This is a genomic window from Amycolatopsis taiwanensis DSM 45107, from assembly GCF_000519205.1.
Lineage (GTDB): Bacteria > Actinomycetota > Actinomycetes > Mycobacteriales > Pseudonocardiaceae > Amycolatopsis_E > Amycolatopsis_E taiwanensis.
The window spans coordinates 58,922-85,064 of the sequence record NZ_JAFB01000040.1 but is presented as its reverse complement, the minus strand read 5'-3'; the positions used below and the strand labels follow the sequence as shown (position 1 = coordinate 85,064).

At 69.3% G+C, this 26,143-nt stretch carries 19 protein-coding genes; 14 read left to right on the top strand and 5 right to left on the bottom strand.

Annotated features, from left to right (window positions below; all coding sequences use genetic code 11):
• Positions 1 to 467 precede the first annotated feature (467 nt).
• The gene (locus A3CU_RS47115) at positions 468 to 938 is read left to right on the top strand and encodes a hypothetical protein (RefSeq protein WP_156960598.1); all 471 of its coding nucleotides are present in this window, start codon (positions 468 to 470) and stop codon (positions 936 to 938) included.
• A 201-nt stretch (positions 939 to 1,139) separates the two neighbouring features.
• Here A3CU_RS47115 and A3CU_RS0128610 read toward each other — a convergent pair whose 3' ends face one another.
• Positions 1,140 to 1,478 (bottom strand): hypothetical protein, encoded by a 339-nt coding sequence (locus A3CU_RS0128610; RefSeq protein WP_027945173.1) that lies wholly within the window; start codon positions 1,476 to 1,478, stop codon positions 1,140 to 1,142.
• A 51-nt stretch (positions 1,479 to 1,529) separates the two neighbouring features.
• A complete protein-coding gene (locus A3CU_RS0128605; protein ID WP_027945172.1) occupies positions 1,530 to 4,136 on the bottom strand; it encodes a winged helix-turn-helix domain-containing protein in 2,607 nt (868 codons plus the stop codon).
• A gap of 641 nt (positions 4,137 to 4,777) precedes the next feature.
• Between A3CU_RS0128605 and A3CU_RS47110 the strand changes: the two genes are divergently transcribed.
• The 10 genes from A3CU_RS47110 to A3CU_RS0128545 all read left to right on the top strand — a co-directional run bounded on the left by A3CU_RS47110 (position 4,778) and on the right by A3CU_RS0128545 (position 17,489).
• Positions 4,778 to 6,265: a tyrosine-protein kinase domain-containing protein gene (locus A3CU_RS47110; RefSeq protein WP_052372331.1), complete on the top strand. Its 1,488-nt coding sequence runs from the start codon at positions 4,778 to 4,780 to the stop codon at positions 6,263 to 6,265.
• Between the two features lie 124 nt (positions 6,266 to 6,389).
• Positions 6,390 to 7,052: an arsenate-mycothiol transferase ArsC gene (locus tag A3CU_RS47105; RefSeq protein WP_052372329.1), complete on the top strand. Its 663-nt coding sequence runs from the start codon at positions 6,390 to 6,392 to the stop codon at positions 7,050 to 7,052.
• A 181-nt stretch (positions 7,053 to 7,233) separates the two neighbouring features.
• Positions 7,234 to 9,102 carry a polysaccharide biosynthesis protein gene (locus tag A3CU_RS47100; protein WP_169739702.1) on the top strand — a complete coding sequence of 623 codons (1,869 nt, stop codon included), beginning with the start codon at positions 7,234 to 7,236 and terminating at the stop codon, positions 9,100 to 9,102.
• Entirely contained in the window at positions 9,099 to 9,923 is an 825-nt protein-coding gene (locus A3CU_RS0128585; RefSeq protein ID WP_027945171.1) for an NAD-dependent epimerase/dehydratase family protein, read from the top strand. Before A3CU_RS47100 ends, A3CU_RS0128585 begins: the two co-directional genes overlap by 4 nt.
• Before the next feature lie 64 nt (positions 9,924 to 9,987).
• A complete protein-coding gene (locus A3CU_RS0128580; protein WP_043842845.1) occupies positions 9,988 to 11,271 on the top strand; it encodes a nucleotide sugar dehydrogenase in 1,284 nt (427 codons plus the stop codon).
• Positions 11,272 to 11,412: 141 nt separating this feature from the next.
• Positions 11,413 to 12,618, top strand: a complete 1,206-nt coding sequence (locus A3CU_RS0128575) for a DegT/DnrJ/EryC1/StrS family aminotransferase (protein WP_211246536.1) — start codon at positions 11,413 to 11,415, stop codon at positions 12,616 to 12,618.
• Between the two features lie 64 nt (positions 12,619 to 12,682).
• Positions 12,683 to 15,028 (top strand): glycosyltransferase, encoded by a 2,346-nt coding sequence (locus A3CU_RS50095; protein WP_052372325.1) that lies wholly within the window; start codon positions 12,683 to 12,685, stop codon positions 15,026 to 15,028.
• Positions 15,029 to 15,090: 62 nt separating this feature from the next.
• Positions 15,091 to 16,053, top strand: coding sequence for an NAD-dependent epimerase/dehydratase family protein (locus A3CU_RS0128560; protein WP_052372324.1), 963 nt, complete (start codon positions 15,091 to 15,093; stop codon positions 16,051 to 16,053).
• 283 nt (positions 16,054 to 16,336) lie between these two features.
• Complete coding sequence (locus tag A3CU_RS0128550; RefSeq protein ID WP_027945167.1) at positions 16,337 to 16,792, top strand: GNAT family N-acetyltransferase; 456 nt, start codon at positions 16,337 to 16,339, stop codon at positions 16,790 to 16,792.
• A gap of 10 nt (positions 16,793 to 16,802) precedes the next feature.
• The gene (locus tag A3CU_RS0128545; protein ID WP_027945166.1) at positions 16,803 to 17,489 is read left to right on the top strand and encodes a metal-dependent transcriptional regulator; all 687 of its coding nucleotides are present in this window, start codon (positions 16,803 to 16,805) and stop codon (positions 17,487 to 17,489) included.
• On the opposite strand, the gene A3CU_RS0128540 is transcribed toward A3CU_RS0128545, so the two are convergent.
• Positions 17,490 to 18,839, bottom strand: coding sequence for an FAD-binding protein (locus A3CU_RS0128540; protein ID WP_043842868.1), 1,350 nt, complete (start codon positions 18,837 to 18,839; stop codon positions 17,490 to 17,492). It abuts the gene before it with no gap.
• 340 nt (positions 18,840 to 19,179) lie between these two features.
• Between A3CU_RS0128540 and A3CU_RS0128535 the strand changes: the two genes are divergently transcribed.
• The gene (locus tag A3CU_RS0128535) at positions 19,180 to 19,986 is read left to right on the top strand and encodes an LLM class flavin-dependent oxidoreductase (protein ID WP_027945164.1); all 807 of its coding nucleotides are present in this window, start codon (positions 19,180 to 19,182) and stop codon (positions 19,984 to 19,986) included.
• 28 nt (positions 19,987 to 20,014) lie between these two features.
• Positions 20,015 to 20,872 (top strand): MurR/RpiR family transcriptional regulator, encoded by an 858-nt coding sequence (locus A3CU_RS47085; protein ID WP_245617382.1) that lies wholly within the window; start codon positions 20,015 to 20,017, stop codon positions 20,870 to 20,872.
• 1 nt (position 20,873) lies between these two features.
• Here the strand turns inward: A3CU_RS47085 and A3CU_RS0128525 are convergent, their stop codons facing one another.
• Positions 20,874 to 21,419, bottom strand: a complete 546-nt coding sequence (locus A3CU_RS0128525; RefSeq protein ID WP_027945163.1) for a hypothetical protein — start codon at positions 21,417 to 21,419, stop codon at positions 20,874 to 20,876.
• 349 nt (positions 21,420 to 21,768) lie between these two features.
• Between A3CU_RS0128525 and A3CU_RS47080 the strand changes: the two genes are divergently transcribed.
• The gene (locus tag A3CU_RS47080; protein WP_052372323.1) at positions 21,769 to 25,170 is read left to right on the top strand and encodes an Ig-like domain-containing protein; all 3,402 of its coding nucleotides are present in this window, start codon (positions 21,769 to 21,771) and stop codon (positions 25,168 to 25,170) included.
• Positions 25,171 to 25,269: 99 nt separating this feature from the next.
• On the opposite strand, the gene A3CU_RS0128515 is transcribed toward A3CU_RS47080, so the two are convergent.
• Positions 25,270 to 26,100: a phosphoribosylaminoimidazolesuccinocarboxamide synthase gene (locus A3CU_RS0128515; protein WP_027945162.1), complete on the bottom strand. Its 831-nt coding sequence runs from the start codon at positions 26,098 to 26,100 to the stop codon at positions 25,270 to 25,272.
• Positions 26,101 to 26,143: the final 43 nt, after the last annotated feature.

Genomic DNA, 26,143 nt, shown 5'->3' with positions numbered 1-26,143 from the left:
GCCCGACACGCCCGCCGAGTCCACCTCCGACTATCCCGACACGCACCCTGCAACACCCTGATCATCACCGCACACCAACGCCTCACCGCCCTGCCACAACTCGCCTAACCATCACCAACCCGCCCCGACAACCAGCAACACCACCCCGGCAGTGAACACCGGCGGCCACCCCACCGACAACGGGCACCACCAACCTGCCCCAAACCAAACAAACACCCCGAACAACAACCCCACGGACCACCCAGGACCAGCCGACCACCCCATGCAAGATCCGGGTTAGCGCAGACGCGAATACGTGAGCCCTTTTCGGCTCTTTTGTCACGGCATCGGAGTAATCTGTTGGTCTGTTCGGGTGGCGTGGTGCAAACACTCGCGCCACCTCCTGGACGGCCGCCGGTAGCGTGTGGTGTCCTCGAAGTTCGCCGAAGATCCCAGCGTTGTCCAGATCCCGGTGACCTACCTCGCAGGTGCTCTCCGCGTTTGCGGAAAACATCGGAAGGCGAGCTCCCATGATCGATTCTGTGCAGCAGACCCTTTGTATCACCGGCACTGATCACCTCGAGATCGGCGCCTCCTTGGCGGCGATTGCCGCGCATCTCGTCCAGGAGGTGCGGGAACTTCGCGAGCGCGGCGAGTTTCCCGAACGAGCGTCGGTCCAGATCGACATCGGCCCACAGGAGCGGCTGCTCGACATCCTGATAACCGGCCTCTCCCCGGAGAACGATCCCGACCGCAGGGAAACCGTAGCCGCGCTGTGCGCGGTGTTCGAACTCGCCAGTCACGCCAACGTGATCGACATTACCGGTGCGATCGCCCCGCTGTTCACGAACCGCATTCTGGCGGTGGACGAACAGGGCGTGCCCTATGCCGGCCTGATCGGGGCCGGACTGGGTGACATCCATCCCGGCGAAGTCACCTGCCGCCAGGTTTCCCCGTGATGATCCGGTTGTCGAAGCCATGTCCCGCTTGGGGATGGTGAAGTCCACTTCGGACAGATGCGTTACCGGCTCGGTGCGGGACAGGCGGGCAGATCGAATTCGGCGGCCGCGCCTGGAGGCGGGACGCGACCGCCGATCCGTTTCGCGGAAGTACCTGCTACTCCGCGAAAACCACGATGGACGAAGCTTGTGGACCGCGAGCTAGACGGTCTGCGCTTCATCCCGCGCCGACACGGGCAACTGACCGGAGGCGGTGATGGTGGAATCGCCCGGGGTGCGCGTGTTCGGAACGCCCGGCCAGGACGATTTCGCGCTCTGCCGGGCGCGGGCCTCCCATTGTTCCGCCTGGTCCTCGAATGCCTCGGCCGCCGATTCGACGGCGGCCAGCACCCACCACGGCAACCTGCTCGTGCAGGCGATGTCGCGCCACGCAAGCGCCACCGCGCGCGAGGCCGACGCGACATTGGCACCCGCCGCGCTGCCATAACGGCGATACGCGTCTTCCCACGCGCGGATCAGATCCTCGGAAACCATTTCCATCGACTTCCTCTCGCTACGTGTCGTGAATAGGTTGTGTTAGCTCCCGGGCGGTTAGAGCAGTCCGCGCTCGCGCGCCGCGATGACCGCGTCCCGGCGCGAGGTCACGCCCAATTTCCGGTAAACGTTTCGCAGGTGGGTCTTCACCGTGTTCACTGATACGTACAGGCTCCCGGCGATCTCCTCGATGGTGGCCAGGGACGGAAGTTCCCTGAGCAGTTGCACTTCGCGTGGGGTGAGTTCCGCGGTTACTCCGGCGGGCGCGGGCGGTATCGCTTCCAGGACCTCCTCGACGAACGGGTCGAGCCGTCCCAACCGGCCGAGTTGCGGCACCAACAGCTGCCGGATCTCCTGCCCGGCGTCGTAGAACGGGCGCAGGGCGCGCCGGGGCTCGGCCAGTTCGATCGCCGCCCGGATCTCCAGATTCGCGCTGCGGCCGTCGTGCGCGCGCTCGGCCAGCATCGCGGCCAGCACGTGGGCCTCGATGCGGCTGGACACCAGCAGACACGGCACCCGGTTCTTGGTGATCTTCTCCAGCAGCGCGCGTGCCGCGGTCACCCGGCCGTAGTGGGCGTGCATGCGGGCGCGCAGCAACTGCGCCTCGCCGTGGTCGCCGACCCACGCCGAGGCCCGGCGCTCGGCCTCGGCGGCCCAGTCCGGCCGGCCCAGACGCAGCGCCATCCGTTGCTCGATCGGCGCCAGGTGCGCCACCAGCGTCGGGGCGACGGCGTCCTGCCGGTTCACCGAGCCCCATTGCCGGCGCAGGCGCACCAGCGCGGAGTGCGGGTCCTGCCCCCACTCGAAGTCGATCGCCGCGTCGATGGACACGGCGCACAGCTCGGCGGTGCGGTCACCGGCGGAGCCGAGCACGTCGATCGCCCGGCCGGCGAGCTCGGCCGCACGGTCGGATTCCAGGTACTGGTAGGCCACGGTCGCGGCGATCGTGTAGGCGAAGCTGGCCGCCGGACTGTCCGAGAGACTCCGCCGCTCGGCGAACTGCAGCGCTTCGTCGACCATGCGCCGCATCCGCGGGTAGTCGCTGTCCAGCGACGCCACCGCCGCCAGGTGGGTCAGGCAGTGCAGCGTCGCGTGGTCGAACTCGTGGGCGGTCGCGATGCGCAGTGCCCAGCCGAGGTCCCGGCCGGCCGCCTGCGCCTCGCCCAGCCAGAACATCGCCGTGCCGCGGTTGATCAGGGCGAGCATGAGCAGGTCCGGGTCGGTGATCCGCTCGACTCGTTCGCCGAGTTCCTCCAGTGCGGGCGCCACCCGCCCGGGCGGCCGGGCCCAGTGGGTGCGCACGATCAGGTCCAGATCGCGGACCCGCTCGCTCGGGCTCCGCCGCGCGCTCTCGGCCAGCCCCGACAGCCGCATCTCCGCGGTCGCCCGGTCGGCGGCCGCCAGGTCCGTCAGCGTCAGGATCAGCCCCACCTCGGCGTCGGCTCGGGCCCGCGCGGGCAGGGTCGCCGCCAGCCGGCGCAGCGTGGCCAGTTCCCCGGCGAGAATCAGCGCGAGGCCGTGCTTGGTGACCAGGTTCGTGGCGAGTTCGGTGTCGTGCGCGCTCGCCGCGTGGGCCACCGCGGTGACCGGTTCACCGTGCTCGGCGAACCAGCGGGCGGCGATACGGTGCAGTTCGGCCAGCACCGTGGGCATCCGCCGGCGCAGGTCGGCCTGCAGGTACGCGCGCAGGAAGGCGTGCTGGCGGTAGCGGTCGCTGTCCACCTCGGATCGCGAGATCAGCGAGCGGGTCCGCGCCAGCGCCCCGAGCACCGCGGCGGCGTCCTCCCGTCCGGTCAGCGCCCGCGCCAGGCCCGGCGTGATCCGGTCGGGCACGCTCGTGCGCCGGAGGAAGTCCTGCTGGTCCTCGGGCAGCGGCGAAAGCACCTCGCCGGTGAGGTACTCGGCGACCGCGTGATCGGTCTCCACGAAGGAGTCGAGAACGGACCCCGGGTCCCGGGAGCCGCGCAGGGCCTGTGCGGCGAGCCGGATCGCCGCGGGCCAGCCCTCCGTGAGCGAGATCAACCGGTCGAGGTGCTCCTCCGACAGGTGAATGCCGTGCAGGGCGATGGCCTCCGCGGTTTCCGCACGGGAGAAGGCGAGATCGTCCGCGCCCAGTTCGCGCAGCCGGCCCGCGATGCGCAGGCGCTGCAGACCGATCGGGGGATCGACCCGTCCGCAGAGCACCAGGCGCTGGTTGCGCGGCATCCGCCGCAACAGGGTGTCCACGACCTGGACGGCGGCCGGTTCGCGCAGGGTCTGGAAGTCGTCGAGCACCAGCCAGACGCGCTCTCGGCGCCGCTCGACCAGCTCGGCCAGCAGGGTCAGGGAGTCCTGCCCGGTCCGGCGTGGCTCGGGTACCCGGCCCGCCGAGGTGCCGCCCTGGCTGCGGTTGAACGCCGCCAGCACGCCGGCGAAGAACAGGGCCACGTCGTTGTCCGCTTCGTCCACGTTCACCCAGACCACCGCGTTCGGCCCGGCAGTTCGGCGGCTGTCGTCGGCCCAACTCGACACCAGGGTGGTCTTGCCGAATCCCGCCGGCGCGGACACCACGGTGACCGCCGGATCGTCCTCGGGTTCGGCCACGTCGGGCAGCATTCCGCCGGGCCGCGCGCGCCGGATGAGTTCGCGGGGCGGTGGCGGCTGCGTGATCTTGGGCTCGGGCATTGGTGGCTTGATTGCGGTCTCCGTTCGATCCGGACTGGCCAAGGCTATGAGAATTCGCCGAACTCGCGAGCATCGGAGAACGCGTCAGCCGAAAGATCTCCCGAACGAGTGAGAAAGCGTTCGCCCGGGCGGGACAAAACCGGTTGGCAATCCGCCAAGAAGGACACGAATGCCGTCAGCCATCACCTGTCCGGAGTAGCGACTTCCGGTCGTTATTTCACCCGCCGAGGATGACGCGCCGACGGCGGCTTCCACGCCAGGATGATCGAGCAGCGGCACCGGTGGCATCGGTGCCGTGATGCCGGAAATCGGAGCCATCGCGGATTCTTCTGAATTGCCGCGAAACTGACCGGCGGCCGCCAGAGCCCCCAAGTTTGCGGTCGCCGGTCCACTCCGGTCCAGCTGGGGTTATGACTCTCCGCGATCGGGTTGTAATGCTGGGCGCATGCTGCGCCAGTGCGCCGGAAAAGATCGACGCGATTATTCTTGCCGGGTGCACCGGCCGACAAGATCGAGTTCGGCCCACACCTTCAGGTGAAAGCAGAGATCAACATTGTCGAAGTGTGTAATATCAGCAGCCATCCCAGGCCCAGTCCCCGCTGATGGATATGTCTGAACGAACCCCTGGCCGGAGGTGTGGTGTGACCCTGCACGATTATCTGCGGGTGGCACGTGGACGCTGGAAAATCGTGTTGTTCGGTCTGCTGGCCGGGATGGTGACCGCGGCTGCCTGCACCTGGTCGATGCCGAGACAGTACTCCGCCGGGATTACGATCTACATTTCCGAGCAGTCCGGTGTGAACGGAATTTCCGGGCCGTATCAGGCGAATCCGCTTCCCGAGCAGAAGGTCAGGTCCTACACCACACTGCTGGCCGGCACCCGGGTCGCCCGCGACGTGGCGAACCAGCTCAAGCTGGGCAAGCCGGCCGACGAGATCGCCGGTGAGATCAGCGCGTCCGGTCAACCCGGCACGATGTTGCTGACCGCCACCGTGACCGACCGTTCTCCCTTGCTGGCCAAGGAAATCGCCGACGCGACCGGGGACGCGTTCACCCGCCTGGTCGCGCAGCTGGAGACGCCGGCCGCCAACCTGCCGGCCGCCGTCAGCGCGCGGGTCGTCGAACCGGCGGCCCTCCCGGTGGACCCGGTGAGCCCGGTCCCGGCGATGAACTTCGGTCTGGGTGTCCTGCTGGGCCTGGCCGCCGGGTACGCGCTGGCCTTGCTGCGGCATGCACTCGACACCACCGTGAAATCCGCCGACGAGCTGCAAACGCTCACCGGTGCGCCGAACCTGGGCACCATCGCGCACGATGCGGACGTGCCCAAGCACCCACTGACCGTGCAGGAGCATTCGCGCTCGCCGCGTGCCGAGGAGTTCCGGAAGATCCGGACCAACCTCCAGTTCATCGACGTCGACCGGTCCCGCAAGGCGATCGTGGTGACCAGCGCGGTCCCCGAGGAGGGCAAGACGACCACGCTGTGCAACCTGGCCATCGTGCTCGCGCGCGCCGGCCAGCGGGTGGTGGTCGTCGAAACGGACCTCCGGCGACCGCGGGCCGCTGACTGCCTCGGGCTCGAGGGCGCGATCGGCCTGACCAGCGTGTTGTCCGGCCGGGTCACTCTCGACGACGCGTTGCAGTCGTGGGGAGCGGCGCTGCTCGACGTGCTGGCGAGCGGGCCGATCCCGCCCAATCCCAGCGAGTTGCTGGCCTCCGGCCAGATGGCGAACGTGCTCACCGAGCTGGGCCGGCGCTACGACATGGTGTTGCTGGACGCGCCGCCGCTGCTGCCGGTGACCGACGCCGCGATCATCGGCGCGGCCTGCGACGGCGCGCTCCTCGTGGTGCGCCACGGTCGGACCACGAGAAACCAGCTCAAGGCGGCGACCTCGGCGCTGGACGCGGTTTCCGCCCGGCTGCTGGGCACGGTGCTGTCGATGACTCCGGAATCCACGTCGAACCCGTACTACGAGTACTACTCGGCGCTCGAGGAGACCGACCCGGACCTGGAGGGCACGGCGCCGATCGCCAGGATCGCGACCGGCCCACGCCGTGAGCCCAAGCGCAACGGCAAGTCGAACGGCTTGTTGAGCGGGCGGCTCCCGGTGGATGCGCTGGATGCGCTGTAACGGTCGGCAACCCCGGCCTGCTGAGGCAAAAGGACCGGTGATCGCGATGGAAACCGGTCGGCGACGGCGATCCCGGGCGTTGTCCACAAAAATATCCCGCCGACACGCAAGGTGGCGCCAGTCCATGATCCCGAATCTTGTCCAACACTCGACTTACCGGATTCTTTTCGTCTGCACCGGGGGAGTCTGCCGATCGGCATTCGCCGAAATTCTCGCGCGCCATTTGCTGCGGGAGCGGCTCGGGGTGGTGAACGCCTCCCGGTTCATTGTGGCCAGTGCCGGCACCGAAGCCGTGCCCGGCGCCACCATGCATCCGTTCACCCGAGCCGAACTGGCCCGGTGGGGGATGGCCGGCGTCGCCGGCGAGTTCAGCGCGCGCACCCTCGACGCCGACACGGTGGCCGGCGCGGACCTCGTGCTCACCGCGGAACGGCAGCACCGCAAGCTGGCGGTCGAACTGCAGCCCTCCGCCCTGCGCACCACCTTCTGCCTGCGTGAGCTGGTCAGGCTGCTCGAGGGGGTCGGCCCGCGCACGCTCCCGGACGACCCGGTGGAGCGCGCCAGGGCCGCTGCCGCCGCGGCCCGCCGGCTGCGCGGCACCTCCCGTTACGTCTCGCCCGAAGAGGACGCGATTCCGGATCCGATCACGCTCGGGCCGGCCGCCCATCGCGATGCGGCCAGGATGATCGCCGAATCCCTGCGGCACTTTGTCGCGTTGCTCGGATCTTCGAGGAATACCAGGAGAACGTTGAGTAACAGGATTCCCCGGATCGACTCGATAAGGTGACGTGTTTACCGTAAGAGCCCGGAAAACTGTTACGATCATCGTTACCAAGGTCGGACAAGATCCCCGATGTCTCCCCAGACCCCGCGGCATCCTGGGGCGTTCACGGCAGTCATTGCCGGGCGCATTCAAGGGAGAACAGCGATCCATGCGATCCACTTCGATCTTTTTTCCGCTGAGCTGCGTGTCTACGCCACGGTGGCTTGGCCGAGCCGGTATCCCGATGGTCGACGCCGGCGCCTGGGCGGTCGGGCTGACCGGGGCGACGTGGTTGCGCTACGAGTTCGCCCTCGACCGGGTCGATTCGCTCGGCCTGGCGCGCATCATCTCGGCGACGGTCGCCGTGGTCTGGATCGCCGGGATCGCCACGCACCTGTACCTGGGCCGGTACCCGATCGGCAGCCTCGACGAGGTGCTCAAGCTGGCCTTGGTGAGCGGGATAGTCTGCCTTTCCTTGCAGGGCTTGGAATCCCTCGGCAAACCGCCGGTGCCGCGTTCGGTGCCGTTCATCGCGGCCTGCCTGGCGATGGTCCTGTCCGTGGCCGCCCGGCTGGCTGTGCGGCACCACCGTGCCCGCAAGGCCAGGCCGCAGGCCGACTCGGCGCGGCGGGTGATCGTCTACGGCGCCGGCATGCGGGGCCGCGAGCTCGTCCGCGCCATGCTCTCCGGGGCCGCCGGGAACGCTCTCCCGGTCGCCTTGCTCGACGACGATCCCGCGCTGCGCCATACCCGGATCTCCGGCGTCCCCGTGCGCGGCACCTGGCGCGAACTCGCCTCCGTGGCCCGGAAAACGCGGGCCCAGCAGCTCGTCGTGGCGTTCGGAAACGCCGCCCCAGCCAAGATCAACGCGGTCAAATCGCTCGCCCGGACCGTGCGCCTCGACGTCATGACGGTGCCGCCGCTGAGCGAGCAGCTCCGGCCGTGGACCCGCGTGGTGAATCCGCGTGAACTCGACGTCGCCGAGTTGCTCGGCCGCCCGCCGATCGAGATCGCCGTCGAGTCGGTTTCCGGCTGTCTGCGGGGAAAGCGCGTGCTGGTCGCCGGCGCCGGCGGCTCGATCGGCTCCGAGCTGTGCCGCCAGGTCCACGAGCTCGGCCCGGCGCAACTGGTCCTGCTGGATTCCGACGAGTCCGCGTTGCACGCGCTGCGGTTGTCCCTCCACGGTGAGGCTCGCCTGGACTCGCCGGACGTGGTCCTCGGCGACATCACCGACACCGACGGGATGTCCGCGCTCTTGGGCGACCTGCGCCCGGACGTGGTCTTCCACGCGGCGGGGCTGAAGCAACTGGCCGTGCTGGAGCGATATCCCGGACAGGCATGGAAGACCAACGTGCTCGGCACGCTGAACCTGCTGGAAGCGGCCAGGCTGGCGGGGGTTCGCCGGTTCGTCAACGTCTCCACGATCAAGGCCGCGAACCCGACCAGCGTGCTGGGCCGTGCCAAGCGGATCACCGAGCGTCTGGTCGCCGACGCCGCGGGCCGGACCGACGGCGGGTACGTATCCGTGCGGCTGGGCGAAGTCCTGGGTACGCGCGGCTCGGTGCTGGACACCTTCGTCGAACAGATCGCCGCAGGCCGCCCGGTGACGGTGTCGCATCCGGACGCCACCCGCTTCTTCATGACGATCCCGGAAGCCGTGCGACTCCTCATCCTGGCCGCGGCCATCGGTCGCTCCGGCGACGTCCTGACGCTCGACCTCGGCGCGCCCACCCGCCTCGGTGAACTCGCCGAGTTGCTCGTCGCCTTCTCCTGCGCCGACTCGCCGATCGTCTACACCGGACTGGGCCGGGGAGAGCACCTGCACGAGCGTCTGTTCGGCACCGGCGAGCAGGATCGCCGCCCGGTGCATCCGGCGGTCTCCCACCTCCACGTTCCGCCGCTGGCGCCGCAGACCGCGTTGGACCGGTGTGCCCGGTTGGGCAGCGCCGCCGCGATGGCCGAACTGGTCGAGTGCCCGCGGATCATCGCCCCGCGCGCAGCCAGCCCGGCCGAGATGACGGGGATCCGGGTGATCGCGGCCGGGCGGTCCGGAAAGGACGTCGAGCACCGATGAAGATCGTGGTCACCGGGGGCGCCGGGTTCATCGGCGCCAACCTGTGCCGGGAACTGCTGCGCCGGCCCGGCTTCGAGGTCGTCGTGCTGGACAACCTGAGCACCGGCCGGCTCGACAACCTGTCCGGGTTGCGGGTCGAGGTGCGGATCGGCTCCGTGCTCGACCACGGTGCGGTTTCCGCCGCCTGCGCGGGCGCGGGCTCGATCGTCCACGCCGCGGACCCGGGCCGTGGCCGTGACGCCGACGCCTTCGGCATGGCGACCGTGCTCGAGGTCGCCCGGGAGACCGGAGCCCACGTAGTGATCTGCTCCCACACCGTCCCCCAGCAGGTACCTGCCGGTTCGCAATGCTGTGCCTTCCGGCTCTCGCATGTCTTCGGCCCGCTGCAGAACCCCTGGCATCCCCGGGCCGTCATCCCCTCACTCATCTGCGACGCGCTCCGTGGCCGGCCGCTGACCGTGCACGGCGACGGTGCGCAGCTGTCGGACTTCACCTTCGTCACCTCAGCGGTCGAGGTGCTGGCCGAGGCGGTCGAGTGCCGGATGGCCAAGGCGACGCCGGTGAATCTGGCCTTCGGCACGCCCGCCTCGATAAATGAGGTCGTGACCATCCTGTCGGATCTGCTCGGGCACAGCCTGGACGTCGACTACCTGCCACCGCGCGGCGACGAGGTGAGTCGGCGCCCGCCCGAGCCGAGCGAACTGCCGGTGCTGTTTCCGGCGATCCGGCCCGTTCCGCTCGCCCACGGGCTGCTGCGCACGCTTTCCTGGCTGGAACGCCACGTCGCCGCCAGGCCGGGCAAGGACGAGGTGCCGGCATGAGCAGTCCTGTGTCGAGGCGCGGCAATCAAGGTGACTACTGTGGCCTACTCGCGGAGAAACAAGCATGAGTCGTGACAGGCAGTTGACCGAGCACACCCGGCTGGTCGTGGTCGGCCAGGGACACGTCGGGTTGCCAGTGGCCATGCGCGCGGTGTCCGCGGGGTACTGCGTCGTCGGGCTCGACGTGGACGCGGTGCGCGTGTGGTCGCTGAAGGCCGGAAGGTCCTATGTAGACGGTATTGGGGACGTGGACGTTTGCCAGGCACTGGCCACCGGACGGTATCGCCCCACGGTCTGCTACGACGAGATCGAGACATTCGACGCGGCGATCATCACCGTGCCGGTTCCGGTCCGGAACTCGGCGCCCGATTTCGGTTTCCTGGAGTCCGCGGTCGAGGGCATCGCGCCGCAACTGCGCGCCGGGGCCACGGTCGTGCTGGAGTCGGCGTGCTATCCAGGCACCACCGAGGAAATCGTCGTTCCCTTGCTGGAGAAGGGCAGCGGCCTGGCCGCGGGGACGGACTTCTCGGTGGGATACAGCCCGTCCCGGGCCCGCCCCGGAAATCCGAAGTGGACCTTCGAGAACACCCCGAAGCTGGTGTCCGGAGTGGACGATCAGTCGCTGGTGACGGTCCGGGCCCTTTACGACATTCTGGTCGACAAGACGGTGCCGGTGGAGACCGTCCGGGAGGCGGAGCTCGCCAAGCTGCTGGAGGACACCTTCGAGCACGTCAACCTCGCACTGGCCAACGAGATGGCGATGTTCGCGCATCAGCTCGACGTGGACGTGTGGAAGGCCATCGACGCCGCCACGACCAAGCCCTTCGGCTTCCTGGCGTTCCAGCCGGGGCCCGGCGTCGGCGGCCACTGCCTGCCGGTGGGGCCCGGCTGCCCGCCGTGGCGAGCGCCCCGGCTCGCCGAGCGTGACTTCCGGCTGGCCGGGCTGGCCAACGACCTCAACGAACACATGCCCGATTACCTGGTCGAACGGCTCGCCGCGGCACTCGAGGCGCGGCAGAAGGACCTGTCCGGCAGCGTGATCACGTTGCTCGGCCTGGCCGCCGAAGCCAACACCGGTGACATCGGTGAGTCGCCGGCGCTGCGGGTGAGCGCGCTGCTGGCCGAGCGGGGCGCGGTGCTCCGGGCGGTGGACTCCCACGTGGAGCCGCACCGCTGTCCGGCTGCGGTCAAGCTCGTCGAACTGTCCGAATCCTGCCTGCGCCAGGCCGACGCGGTCGTGCTGCTCACCGACCACGACGACATCGACTACGAACTCGTCGAACGCGAGTCCCAACTGGCGTTCGACACGCGGCATCGCTTACGCGGAAGCCAGGTGGAATACCTGTGACTACTACTTCCCCTCGCTTGACCTTCCGGGCGCAGGGGGCCCGGAAGGTCAAGCGGGTCTCCCCCGTTATGAGCAACCGGGCCCGGACGCCAGGCGCGTCGCCCGGTTCGGAGGCATCCCTTCGACCAACGGGAGGCGACATTGATCGCATTAGCTATCGACGGCGGCCGGCCGGTACGCACGACTCCGATGCCGACCTGGCCCATCTTCGACGGTGAGGAAATCGCCGCGGTCCGGGAAGTACTGAATTCCGGCCGGGTGAACTACTGGACGGGGCCGCACGGCCGCGCGTTCGAGCACGAGTTCGCTTCGGCGGCCGGCACCCGCTACGCGGTGGCGATGTCGAACGAGACCGTGGCGCTGGAGCTCGCGTTACGCGCGCTCGGCATCGGGCAGGGCGACGAGGTGATCGTGCCCGCCACCACCGTGTTCGCCGTGCCCAGCGCGGTTGTCCATTGTGGAGCGAAACCGGTGGTCGCCGACGTCGAGTTGCGCACCCAGTGCCTGACCGCGGAAACCGTCGAGGCGGTGCTGTCCGAGCGCACGCGCGCGGTCGTCGCGGTCCATTTCGCCGGACACCCGGCCGAGATCGCCACCTTGCTGCAGCTCACCGAGAACCGTGGCATCCGGGTGATCGAGGACTGCTCGCAGGCGCACGGCGCGCGGTACTTCGGCCAGCCGGTCGGCAGTTTCGGGGACATGGCGGTCTGGTCGTTCTGTGACGACAAGATCATCACCACCGCCGGGGAGGGCGGCGCCGTCACCACCTCCGACCTGAAACTGTGGCGGCGCTGCTGGGAACTGAAGGACCACGGCAAGAACGTGGCGGAAATGCACCGGAGCCCGCACCAGCCACGGTCGCGGTGGCTGCACGACAGCTTCGGGACCAACGCGCGGATCACCGAGATTCAGGCCGCCGTGGGCCGCCTCCAGCTGACCAAGCTGGCCAACTGGGTGAAGCAGCGGCAGGCCAACGCCGGTGTCCTGTTGGACGTGCTGCGCGGCCAGGCCGGGATCCGGGTCGAGGACCCGCCCGCACACATCGAGCATTCCTATCACCGGTTCTACGCACATATCCGGCCCGAGCAGCTCGGGCGCGGCTGGAACCGCGACCGGATCGTGGCCGCGATCATGGCCGAGGGCATCCCGTGCGGTTTCGGCGGTTGTGCGGAGGTCTATCGCGAACGTGCCTTCGAAGGGGTCGAGGGCGCCCCCGCCCGGCTGCCGGTGGCCGCCGAACTCGGCCAGACCTCGCTGACCCTGCCGGTCCATCCCGGCCTGAACACCAGCGACATGATGGAAGTGGTGTCGGCGGTGACCAAGGTGCTCAAGGCTGCGACGACATGAACAGTTCTGGGCCGAGTCGCGGCAATCAGGGTGATCACGGCGCCTTGCTCGTGGCGGGTCGAACATGAGCGCCGGTCTCCGGGTGGCGCTGGTACTGGCGGGCGACGGCGACACCGCCCGTGCTCTGTCGCTTGTGGACGAGTTGCGTGCCAGAGGGCACGAGGTGGTCGCCGTGCTCCCGGGACGTGCGGGCGATGCGCGCGCGGCGCTGACCGAGCGCGGGGTACCGGTGCTGCGCAGCCCGTCCGATTTCCGGCTTCAGCCCGTGGGTTCCGGCTTGGCCGGGCTGTTCCGGTTCCACCGCACGCTACGAGAGCTCGCCCCGGACGTCCTGTGCTGCGAAGACGCGCCGATGACCCGGCTGGCGAGCATCCGCCTGGGTATACCCGTGGTGTATCTGACCACCGGGTTATTGGAGTCGCCGGTACTGCGTGCGGCCGAGCGGAGACTGTCCAGATTGGACACCATGACCGTCGTGCCGAGCGAGTACGCCGCGCGGCACTACCGCGACGCCGGCCGGACCGTGGCGCAGACCCCGGTCGTTCCGTACGGGGTCGATCTCGAGCACTTCCAGCCCCTGTCCCCGGGCGTACGCCAGCACCTGCGGCAACGGCTCGAGATCACGCACACCGGACTCGTCGCGATCATGGTCGCGCGGGTGCACCCGCCCGGACGTCCCGCTTATGCCGGGTGCAGCCGGAAGGGCCACGACGTGCTGCTTGACGCGTGGCGAGGCTTTCATGCCGAGTACCCCGACAGCCACCTGATCGTCATCGGCGACGGGGTGGACGCGGCGGGTGAGCGGCATCGGCAGGAGCTGATCCGGCGGTTCCGCACTGATCTCGCCGACAGCGGGGTCACCTGGATCGACGCCGTGGAGGACATCCGCCCGTACTACGCAGCGGCCGACGTGAACGTTTCGCCTTCGCGATCGGACGAGGGCGGGTCGGTGTGCGAAGCCTGCGCCATGGGGGTGCCGAGCATTGTCAGCGACGCCGGTGGGCTTCCGGAGACGGTCACCGCCGGCTCGGGCTGGGTGTTCCACGGCGGCGACTCCACCGCTCTTGGCGCCGCGCTGCGTTCAGCCTGTGCCGAGCACGGTAACGGCGAACTGGCCGCACGGGGGGCGAGTGCCCGCCAGCTCGCCGTCGGTCGCTTCGACGCGCGCCGGATGTCGGTGGCGCTCGCGGACGTCGTCGAACGTGCGGCGAGGCGGCTGCCCACCGTGCCCGAGCTGAGGCCGCGGGTGGTCAGCATCTTCACCGAGTCGCGGTTCGGCCGCAGGCCGGACGGCCGGTGGACCGCCCTCGACCCGTACACCTGGGGCGAGAAATGGGACCGCTACGCCCTGGACGGAAACCAGGTGCGCGTGGTCGCGCAGGGAGACCAGCGACGGATCGCCGAGTCGCCGCCCGTTCCCGGCGGGCTGACCGTGGTGCCGCTGCCCTGCTACACCGGGTCGAGCAGCCTGCTGCGCAACCTGCCGTCGCTCGTCGCGGCGGTGGCGCGAGCGGTCGTGGAAGCCGACACCGTTGTGCTCCGGGTACCCGGGGTCGTCGGGTCGATCGCCGGGGTGGTGTGCCGGTTGCTGCGAACCGACTACGCGGTCGAGGTTGTCGCCGACCCGGCCGACGGGCTGCGTGCCGGCGTGTTCGGCCCGCTGGGCCGCCGCCTCATCCCGCTTGCCGAGAGGCATCTGCGGTGGCTGGTGCGCGGGGCGTCCGCGTCGCTCTACGCCACGCACCAGACCCTCCAGCGACGGTATCCACGACGGCCCGGCACGCCGACCATCGGCATGTCGAACGTCGTGCTGCGCCCCGGCACGCTGGCTGCGCACAGCCGGGTCTGGCAGCCCCCGCCCTTCCGGGTGGTCACGATCGGCAACCAGGAGAACCACTACAAGGGCCAGGACGTGCTGTTGCGCGCCCTCCGCGAGCTGGTGGAGGACGGGCTCGACGTCACGGCCACGATCATCGGCGGCGGCCGTCTCCACGGCGAGCTGATCGAGCTGGCGCATGCGCTGGGCGTGGCGTCACGGGTGGTGTTCACCGGAGTGCTCGACGATCGGGCCTGCATCCGGGAACTGCTGGACTCCGCGTCGCTGTTCGCCCAGCCTTCGCGCGCCGAGGGCATGCCACGGGCCCTCATCGAGGCGATGGCGCGCTCCCTGCCCGCGGTCGGCACCCGGGTCGGCGCCATTCCGGAGCTCCTGCCGTCGTTCTGCCTGGTTCCGGTCGACGACCACCGCGCGCTGGCGCGGGCGATGCGTGACCTGCTGACCGATCGCGAGGCGTGGGAAGAGCAGTCCAGGGACAACCTCAAGATCGCGCAGAGCTTCGAGCAGACGCTGCTCGAGCACCAGTTCTCGGCCTGGCTCGACCGCGTTCCCTCCGCCTGGCACGTGTCGTGACCGGTCTGGGGGACCGCTCCGGCCGGCTCTGGCCGGGGCCCGATTTCCGAGAGGAGACTCCAATGCCCACTGGAGGAGCCGCGGTCGGCGGCATGCGGGTGTTGGTGACCGGTGCCGCCGGCTACCTTGGCCGGGTGGTCGTGCGGCAACTGCTGCTGGCCGGGCACAAGCCGATCGGCGTCGCACACCGGGCCAGGCCGGAAATCGAGGGCGTGACCTGGCGGTCCGGGGACGTACGGGACCTTTCCTGGCTGCGTGAAGTCACCGAGGACGTCGACGGGGTCATCCACCTGTCCGCGTTGACCGGCCTGCGAAAGGCGTTCGACCAGCCGACGCGCTACTACCAGACCAACGTCGGCGGTTCGCTCAACCTGCTCGAAGTGCTCTCGGATCGCCGTGCGGACGCGCCACGACTCGTGTCAGCCTCGACGCTGAGCGTGTACGGACCGTCTGCCCGGCAACCCATCGCCGAAGACGCCCCGACTGATCCGAGAAACCCCTATGTCGCTTCGAAACTCGCCGCGGAACAGGCCATCGGCTGGCAGGCCGCGACCGGCGCGCTCGGCGCGGTCACGTTGCGGTTCTGCACGGTCGGTGGTGCGGTGGGCAGCCACGGTGACCCCGACGACGGCCGGCTCATCCCGCGCGCCTGCGCCGTGGCCGCGGGCCGGATCCGGAAACTCGATGTCTACGGTGACGGCGGTACCGTCCGTGACTTCGTCCATGTGGTCGACGCTGCGGACGCGCTCGTCGCGGCCCTGTCCGCCTGCGAACCGGGGCATCACCGCGTGTTCAACATCGGTGCGACCGCGGCCAGGGTCATCGACGTCATCTCGATGGCGCGCAGCGTCACCGGACACGAAATTCCGGTCACCCACCATCCACTCCCGCCTGGGGAGATCCGGGAACTGCGGGCGGACACCACGAAGGCGCGCGAAATGCTGTTCTGGCGGCCACGCCGGTCCAATCTCGCGCGCCTGGTCGCCGACCAGTGGCACGCCGAGACCGCGCACCCCGCTCACTGAACCCGGAACTGACCCCCCTGAACCCGGAACTCGCCCGCCCGAGCCGGGGACTCGCCCGCCTGAGCCCGGAACTCGCCCGCCCGAACCCGGAACTCGCCCGCCTGAGCCCGGAACTCGCGTGCCTGGGGCGGGGACACGCCGGAGTCGGGCGTGTCCCCGGTTCGGGGCGCTGTGTTCCGGGTTCAGGACGTCATGTTCCGGGTTCGGGGCGCTGTGTTCCGGGTTCGGGGTGCGGCGTTGCCGGTTCGGGCAACGTTGTGAGAAGCGCCGTTAGCATGTCGCCATGCCTATCCGTGACGCTGAACCTGCCGACGCCGAGGAGATCTGCGCGCTCATCGAGGAGCATGCGCGTTATGAGGGCAACGAGACCCTCAGCCTCGATCGGTCGGAGATGTCGAAGCACCTCTTCGGCCCCGATCCCAAGGCGTGGGTGCTCATCGCCGAGGCACCCGGCGCCGGAGAGGTCGCGGGTTTCGCGTTCTGCTCGTGGAACTTCTCCACCTGGGAAGGCCGGCCCGGCATCTGGCTCGACGACATCTTCATCCGCCCCCAGTACCGCCGGCACGGACTGGGTCGTGAACTTCTTGACGAGCTACGCGCCCGCACGACGGGGCGCGTCGAATGGGACATGCAGGCCGGGAACGTGCAGGCAGAGCAGTTCTACGAGGTGCTCGGCGCCAAGCCGGTACCCGGCTGGATCCGCTACCGCTGGTCACCGGAAGCCACTCCCGAGACGTAAAGTATTTACTATGTCTGACAGCCCGAGCCGCCGGCCGTCCTCGTCGATCGAGGACTACATCCGGGTCATCTACGGCCTGGTCGAGCGCGGTGAGGCCGTGACGAACACCTCTCTGGCCGGCCGCCTGGAGGTCAGCCCGTCGTCGGCTTCGGGCATGGTGACCAAGCTGTCCCAGCAGGGCCTGGTCGAGCACGTCCCGTATCGCGGCATCGCGCTGACCTCGGCCGGCCGCCTGCTCGCCCGGGGAGTGCTGCGCCGCCATCGGCTGATCGAGACGTACCTGGTCCGGGAGCTCGGGTACACCTGGGACGAGGTGCATGCCGAGGCTGACGCGCTGGAACACGCGGTGTCCGACCGGCTGGTCGAGCGGATCGCGGCGAAGCTGGGTAACCCCGTGCGCGATCCGCACGGCGACCCCATCCCGGCCGCGGACGGCAGCGTCGAGGAGCTTTCCACCCGGCTGCTGGACGAGCTGGAACCCGGTGCCATCGGGCAGATCGTGCGGGTGTGGGACACCGACCCGAACCTGCTGCGTTACCTGTCCGAGCACGCGATCCGGCTCGGCGAGCGGATCGAGGTCGTCGAGCGGCAGCCGTTCGGTGGGCCGCTGGTGGTGAAGGTGGGCTCGCCGCCGGACGCCGCCGTCCACGCGCTGGGCAAGGAGATCGCCCAGGCGCTGAGCGTCGCCGTGCTCTGATCATTCGGGCCGGCACAGGCCGGAGCCGAGGATCTGCCGGGGATCGAAGCGCTTCTTCGCGGCGTCCAGCGCGGGCCAGGCCGGGCCGTAGTGGTCGACAAAATCGTCCTGGCCGAACGGGATGGCACCGACGGGATAAACGGTTCCACCCAGCTCACGGGCTTGTTCGTACCACTGCCGGTTGGTGCCGATCAGGCGCCGGACCGACTCCGGATCGTGGGGCGGTGCGTACCCGAGCGTGGCGACCAGGAATGCCACGGACTCCTCCGGCGCGCGGAACAGCGGAGTGGCCAGTGCTTCGGTGAAAAGGGGATAGACGAGCAACAATCCGGGAGCGCCGAGATCGGCGGGCGAGAGCTCGCCGAGGAGGCGGGCGAGGAAGCCGTCCGTGGCGTAGTCGGGAATCAGCAGATTCGCCCAGGGATGCGGGTGCCACCATTCGCCGGTCTGCCGCAGCTCCCGCACCGAGTCGTCGAGCCGGTCGACGAAGTCCCAGTACGAGAGGTCTTCCCTGGCCAGCCGGGTGGAATCCGGGGCGAGTCCGTCCAATGTGGTCTCATCGTCCGGCTCCTCCGGCGGGGTGTAGTAGGTCGCGGCGTCGAGCAGGTATTCCCAGCCGTGCTCGCTCCAGGCGATCTGACCTTGCAGATGGTCGAAGCGGCGTGCGTGCAGAAGCCGGCGTTGCATCTGGGTCAGCAGCCGCACGCCGGAGTAGGAGAGTTTGTAACGGCGGACGCGGGATGGGGCGGGGATGAGGCGGAGCGTGGCGCGGGTGATGACGCCGCATTGTCCGAGCCCGGCCAAAAGGGCGTGGAACAGTTCGGCGGAGGTGGTGGTCGAGCAGCCGCGTTGCCGCCCGTCGGGGGTGATCGCGTCGAGCGCGAGCACGGTATCGGTTTGGGCGCCGTGGCGGTGGCTGGTTCCGCCGAGACCGCCGACCGAGAGGGTGCCGCCGACCGTCAGGTCGAGGTAGTCGGTGAGCACGGGAGGCGTGAGTCCGTGCCGCAACGTCGCGCGGAGCACGTCGGCCCAGGTGGCGCCCGCTTCGACGGTTACCCGGTCCTCGCGGATGTCCCCGATGGCGGCGAGGCGGGCCATGTCGATGACGATGCCGTCGCGGGCCTGCGCTTGGCCGTAGCCGGTGTGGCCGCATCCGCGCGGAACGACCGGGATCGCGCGCTGTGCGGCGAAACGCAGAATCGTCCCGATGTCGGTGGCGGAACCCGGTCGCAGGACCGCTTGCGGCCGGTCTGCCACGATATGGCCGAAGTCGGTCGCGGCGAGGGCGAGCGCTTCGGGATCGCCGGTCAGGTCGCCGTGCACGTGGATCGAGCGAAGATCGGGGTCCATGCTGGCCATTCTGCTGGCTTGGCGCCGCCGGCGTTCGGATCTACTCCGGAACTCGGCCCGCCCGAGTCCGGAACTCGCGTGCCCGAACCCGGAACTCACGCGCCCGAACCCGGAACTCACGCGCCCGAACCCGGAACTCACGCGCCCCAGCCGGGGACACAGTTGCCTGGACCGGGGACACGCCGGGACTTGGGCGTGTCCCCGGTTCAGGTGCGTGAGTTCCCGGTTCAGGTGGCTGAGTTCTGGGTTCAGGTGGCTGAGTTCTGGGTTGAGGTGCGTACGACCGATTTACGTTCTCGGGCTGATGCCGACGCACGCGTGACGCACCAGGATGGCGGGCATGAAACCGTTTCGTTTCGGCATAGTCGGCGGGCTCGGGGCCGACCTGAAGTCGTGGACTGGTCTGGCCCGCCGAGCCGAGGACCTCGGCTACGACACGCTCGTGTCGCCGGACCCCCAGACCGAACTCGACCCGTTCACCACGCTGTCCGCCGCGGCGGCGGTCACCACGACCTTGCACGTCGGCACGTTCGTCGCGGTCGAGAGGTTCCGCGACCGCCGGTTGCTCGAGTGGCAGGCCCGGTCCCTGCACACGCTCACCGGCGGCCGGTTCGAACTCGGGCTCGGCACCGGCCGCCCGGATGCCGCCGCGACGCTTGCGAAGCTCGGCGGTGAGTTCGGAACGCCGGGTGAACGGTTCGCGCACCTCACCGAGACCGTGGCCTACCTCAAGGAGCAGCCGCGGCGACCGCCGTTGCTGCTCGCCGCGGGTGGCCCGCGCATGCTCGAATTCGCTGCCCGGGAAGCCGACATCGTCACGCTCGCCGCGATGCCGCGCACCACCGAGGACGAACTACGATCCATTGTGGACATTTTCTGGCGGGCCGCCGGAGACCGCGACGTCGAGCTGGCGATGAACCTGCTGGCGGTCGGCGACCAGCGCGTGCCGTGGCTCGAACGGTTCGCCGGAGTCGGTCTGCCCGAGCTGGTCGCCGGGGGTGCGGTGAGTGTCCTGCCCGGCACGCCGGAACAGGCGGCGGACACGCTGCGCCGGCGGCGGGTGGAACTCGGCGTCTCCTATATCACCATCAACAGCGCGTTCATCGAACAGTTCGCGCCGGTCGTGGAACTTCTGCGGGGTAGCTGACTTCCCACGCCACGTATCGTGGTTCGCTGTGGAGGACACGGGGGTCTCGGGGCGTGCGCCGGGCAGCTACGCCGAGCTCGCCGCGATGCTCAAGCGCCGGTTGCCGAAGCTCGGCGGCGGCCAGTTGCGGATCGCGCACCTGCTGCTCGCCGACCCGGAGGGCACCGCGTTCCGGGGCATCGCGGCGGCCGCGCGGCTGACCGAGGTGCGCGAGTCCTCGATCGTGCGGTTCGCGAACGCCTTGGGACTGCCCGGATATCCGGCGATCATGGAGCTGTGCCGGGTGTGGCTGGCCGAGCAGGCACGGCTGGCCCGCCGCACGGAGAACGCGGATGGCTCACCCGGCGGGCTGCCTTCGGCCACACTCGAGCAGGAGCGGACCAACCTCGCGCGCAGCTATGGCCGGCTGGACCTCGTCGAGTGGTGGCGTGCGGTCGAGATGCTGTCCGAGGCGTCCCGCGTGTATGTCATCGGACTGCGGGACTGCGCAGCGGTGGCCGGGTTGCTCAGCCTACGACTGGGCAGAGCGCGCGGAGACGTGCGTCGGCTCGGGGACTCGCTGGTGGACGAACTGCGGGACTTCGCCGAACGGGAAGTGCTGGTGGCGGTTTCCATCCGCCGCTATGCCATGGAAACCGTGCGGGTCGCAGAACACGCGCGAGACCGGGGTTTGCAGGTGATCGCGTTGACGGACAACGCCGCTTCACCGCTTCGCGAGGTGGCGGAGGTCGCACTGTTCGCCGAGACGGAAGCAGTCGGCCCCGCCCGATCGCTCACGGCGTGCTTTTCCCTCGCCCAGGCCCTCGCGGCCGAGGTCTCGCTGCGGCTTGGTGTCACGCATCCCGACGAGAGCCCGCCGGCCCTCGATTTCTTCTACGACGGCTGACTCAGCCGCTGGGGATGCAGATGCCGAGCAAGTCGAGAATGCACGTCGGCCGCGACGAGGAGGGGGGTGACGACTTCGGTGGCGGTGAACCGCCACCGTGGCCGGGGTCGCCACCACTGCCCCCGGGGCCGGTCGGCGTGGTGGACGGGGCCGAGTGGGCCGGCGGCTGAGTCGGGGACTGCGTGACCGTGGTGGGCCGTGACTGGCGTGGGGTCCACGGCAGTTCGTTGGGGCCGGGAGGCGGAGCCTGGTTGGTCACGGTGATACTCGTGCTCGTTCCGGTGACCGTGGTTTCGCCTCGGCTGGCCGGAACTCCGCCACCCGCCAGTCCGCCGCGCGGGCCGTGCGACAGGTCGAAGACCGCCGGGCCGGAGTTGTCCGCCCGCTGCTCCTCCGCAGCGATGTGTACCAGCAAAGCGGCCAGCCCGCAGCCGAGTACCACCGCCAGCATCACCGCGACGACCCGGAACCGGGCGCTGGCCGTCGAGGGGGCCTCCGGCCACCCATCGCGGTCCATCACCTCGGTCACCGACACCTCGTCGTTCACCGGAGAACCTTTCGAACGGGAAGGGTGCACTTGGGCGCCCTTTCTAGCGCAACGCGGAACGTGACCGTGCGTGGGGTCGAAAAACGCGAAAATGTCACGGATAGTGGCGGAAAATTGCTCTTAGCAATTGAGTATGAGGCCTTTGGTCTGCTTGGAGCAGCGTCAGTGCGCTGTCCGCGCAGGACGTTCCAGTTTGTACGTACGGTGGGAACGTTTGCATTCGTAACGAAGATCGGCCGATGATCGCCGGCGGTGTTTTCAACGTAACGCGAACGAATGTTCTGGCGAAGTGTCGATTGTGACGAAACGCTCTGGGGTCCGAGTTGTTCTGCTTGCGGTAATCGCGCTCATGGCGCTCGTGACACCCGCCCATGCGGACGAGGTCACCGCCGCGCACAATTCGCTTCGAACCGGTTGGGACGACGCCGAGCCGGGGCTCGCTCCCTCGCAGGTCGGCGCGACCGACTTCGGCCAGCTGTTCTCCGCGACCGTGGACGGGCAGGTCTACGCCCAGCCGGTGGTCGCGGACGGAGTGGTCGTGACCGCGACGGAAAACAACAAGGTCTACGGCCTGGACGCGGTGACCGGGGCGCAGAAGTGGAAGGTGAACCTCGGTCCGGCCTGGCCGGTCTCGACGGTCAACTGCGGGGACCTGACGCCCACCATCGGCGTCACCGCAACCCCGGTCTACGACCCGTCAACCGGAACCGTCTACCTGACCTCGAAGGTCAACGACGGCCCTGACCCGCAGCACCCGCACTGGTACCTGCACGCCCTGAACGCGGCGACGGGTGCCGAGCGAGACGGCTTCCCCACCACGATCAAGGGCGCGCCGACCAACAACCCGGGGGTGCCGTTCAACCCCATGACGGCGATGCAGCGCCCCGGACTTCTATTGCTGGACGGGGTGGTCTACGCCGGATTCGCCAGCCACTGCGACTACACGCCCTACGTCGGCTACGTCGTCGGCGTGAACGCGAGCACCGGCAAGCAAACCACGATGTGGGCCACGGAAGCCGGCCTCTCCGACGAAGGCGGCATCTGGCAGTCGGGTTCGGGTCTGGTCTCCGACGGGCCGGGGCGGATCATCTTCGCCACCGGCAACGGTGTCGCGCCCGCGCCCGGACCCGGCGACGCGCCACCGCAGACCCTCGGCGAATCCGTCGTGCGTCTCGCGGTCAACGACGACGGCTCCCTGAGCGCGCAGAGTTTCTTCAGCCCGCACGACAACACCGCCCTCAACCAGGATGACGCCGACCTCGGCTCCGGTGGGCCGATGGCGCTGCCGCCTTCGTTCGGTACCACCGCGCACCCGCACCTGGTCGTCGAAGTCGGCAAGGACGGCCGGATCTACCTGCTCGACGCCGACCATCTGGGTGGCGCCGCGCAGGGGCCGACCGGCGGGGACGCGGTTGTCGGCATGACCGGGCCGTTCGAGGGCGTCTGGGGCAGGCCCGGGTTCTGGGGCGGCGACGGCGGTTATGTGTACGTAGTGGGCAACAGCGGCCCGCTGCGGGCGCTGAAGTATTCGTCCCAAGGACCGTCGCTGACCCAGGTCGGCATGAGCGCCGAAAAATTCGGCTACACCTCCGGGTCCCCGGTGATCACCTCGAGCGGCACCACCTCCGGTTCCGCGCTGGTCTGGGTCGTTTACAGCACCGGCCCGACGGGGGCGGGCGCGCAGTTGCGGGCGTACGACCCGGTGCCGGTCAACGGCGTGCTGAAGATGCGGTACTCCGCGCCGATCGGGACCGCGGTCAAGTTCGCCGTGCCCGCCACCGACGGCGGCCGGGTTTACGTCGGCACGCGCGACGGCAAGGTGCTCGGCTTCGGCCGGCCGACGACCGCCGTGCTGGCCACGAAACCATATGACTTCGGCTCGGCCGCGGTCGGCGATACCGCGAGCGCGAACGTCGTGGTCACCGCGAATCGGGACCTGACCGTCAACAGCGTGACCGCCGATGCGCCGTTCGCCGCGACGCTGTCCGCCCCGGCGACCTTGACCAAGGGGCAAACGCTTTCGGTCCCGGTGACCTTCAGCCCGGCCACGTGGGGTGGCGCCACCGGCAGCCTTACCTTCGGCACCAGCGCCGGCAGCGCCTCCCTCGACCTGCACGGCTTCGGCACACAACCCGGACTCGGCGCCAGCCCGCCGTCGCTCGACTTCGGTCAGGTGCGCACGGGCGCGGCCAAGGAACTCAGCGTCGGGATCGTGAACACCGGGACCACCCCCGAGACGATCAGCGGCGCGACCGCGCCGAGCGGTTCGTTCACCGCGACGAACCTGCCGCCGGCGGGCACCGTCATCCAGCCCGGCGCGACGATGACCGTCACGGTCACCTACCAGCCGACGAACGGCACGGACACCGGCGTGAGCGAAAGCTCGGAGATCGCGGTGACCAGCGACCAGGGCTCGGTCACCGTGCCGCTCAACGGAATCGCCCTCACCGGCCAGCCCGAGCTGGCGCTCGAGCCGACGGTGCTGGACTTCCACACGGTGCTGCCCGGCCAGTCGGTGACCAAGTCGTTCACCGTGGCCAACACCGGAACGGTGCCGCTGACGATCACCAAGGCGAAGGCGCCGGCCGGAGTGTTCACGTCGAGTTCCCCGCTCGCCGAGGGCCAGGTGATCCCGCCCGGCGACGAGTTGCAGGTACCCGTCACGTTCACTCCCACCGACGCGTACCCGGCGACCCTTACCTACGAGGTGACCGGCAATGACGGCGTCGGCGCGCAATACGTGACTCTCAACGGGAACACCGACCCGATCACCGACTACTACAACAAGCTCGGTGGTGCGCGCGGCTCGTACCTCAGCGACCCTGTTTCCGCCGAGTACCCGACCGCGGGCGGCGGCATGGCGCAGGACTTCCGGGGCGGCTCGATCTACTGGTCCGCGGAATCCGGTGCGCACGCCATGGGCGGTGACATCCTTGCCCACTACAAGGCGCTCGGTGGACCGGCGAGCGGGCTCGGGTACCCGACCACCGACGAGTTGGTGACGCCGGACGGGATCGGCCGGTTCAACCACTTCTCGCGGGCCGACGGTGCATCGATCTACTGGACACCCACGACCAAGGCGTGGGCGATCCAGGGGTCGATCCGGGCGAAGTGGGCTTCGCTCGGCTGGGAAACGGGGCCGCTCGGGTACCCGACCACGGATGAGTTGGTGACGCCGGACGGGATCGGCCGGTTCAACCACTTCTCGCGGGCCGACGGTGCATCGATCTACTGGTCACCCTCGTCGGGCGCGTGGTCGATCCAGGGGTCGATCCGGGCGAAGTGGGCTTCGCTCGGGTGGGAGACCGGGCTCGGTTATCCGACGACCGATGAGTTCACGGCTCCGGACGGGGTCGGGAAGTACAACCACTTCAGCAACTCGGCTTCCATCTACTGGACACCGTCCACCGGAGCGTGGTCGATCAAGGGCGCGATCCGGGACAAGTGGGCCGCGCTGGGCTGGGAGACCGGGCTCGGTTATCCGACGACCGACGAGAACACGGCTCCCGACGGGGTCGGGAAGTACAACCACTTCAACAAGGATTCGTCGATCTACTTCACGCCTTCGACCGGTGCGCAGGAAATCTACGGCGCGATCCGGGCCCGGTGGGCGGCACTCGGGTGGGAACGCTCCTACCTGGGCTACCCGACCTCGGGTGAGTTCGCCTTCGACGGTGGCCGCCGGAACAACTTCCAGTTCGGCTACATCCAGTGGTATCCGAACGGGACCGTGGTCGACCGCCGCTGGTAGCCCGTTGCGTCATGAGTGACCCGTCACTGTCGAAATTCGGCACGAACGGGCCACTCATGCGCTCACCAGCCGGCTCGCGGCGGCTTTCACGGCGTGGCTTCAGCTCCAGGTTTGGCCGGTGATGCGTTCGTAGACCTCGATGTAGCGACGGCGCGTCGTGTCGATGATCTCCGCCGGCAGTTCGGGGCCGGGCGGGGTCTTGTCCCAGCCGGTCCCGGTCGCCCAGTCGCGCACGACCTGCTTGTCGAAGGAGTACTGCGGCCGTCCCGGCTGCCACTCGTCGGCGGGCCAGTACCGGGAAGAGTCGGAGGTGAGCACCTCGTCGCCCAGCGTCAGCACCCCGGCGGAGTCCCAGCCGAACTCCAACTTGGTGTCGGACACGATGAGGCCCCGCTCGGCCGCGTGCTCGGCACCCTTGCGGTACACCTCCAGCGTCAGTTCACGCAACCGCTCGGCGGTCTCACGACCCTCCTGTTTCACCAGGTCGTCGAAGGTCATGAACTCGTCGTGCCCCTCGGTGGCCTTCGTGGTGGGCGTGAAGATGGGCTCGGGGAGCTTGCTGCCCTCCTGAAGGCCGGGCGGCAGCCTGACCCCGGAGACCGTGCCGTGCTCGCGGTACTCCCGCAGCCCGAGCCCGGCGAGGTACCCGCGGGCGATGCACTCGACCTGCAGCATCCTCAGCGGCTTGCACCGGATGGCGCGGCCGGCGAACTCGGCGGGCACGTCCGTGCCGGAGATCACGTGGTTGGGCACGAGGTCGGTGAGGTGCTGGAACCACCACAGCGACAGCTGGGTCAGCAGTGCGCCCTTGTCCGGGATCCGGGTGGGCAGAACGACGTCGTAGATCGAGACCCGGTCCGAGGCCACCAGCAGGACGTCGTCCCCGTCCTGGTAGAGGTCCCGGACCTTGCCGCCGTGGATGCGCTTCATGCGCCCCATCCTAAGTCGGCCCCGCGGGCCTCCCGTCCCCACC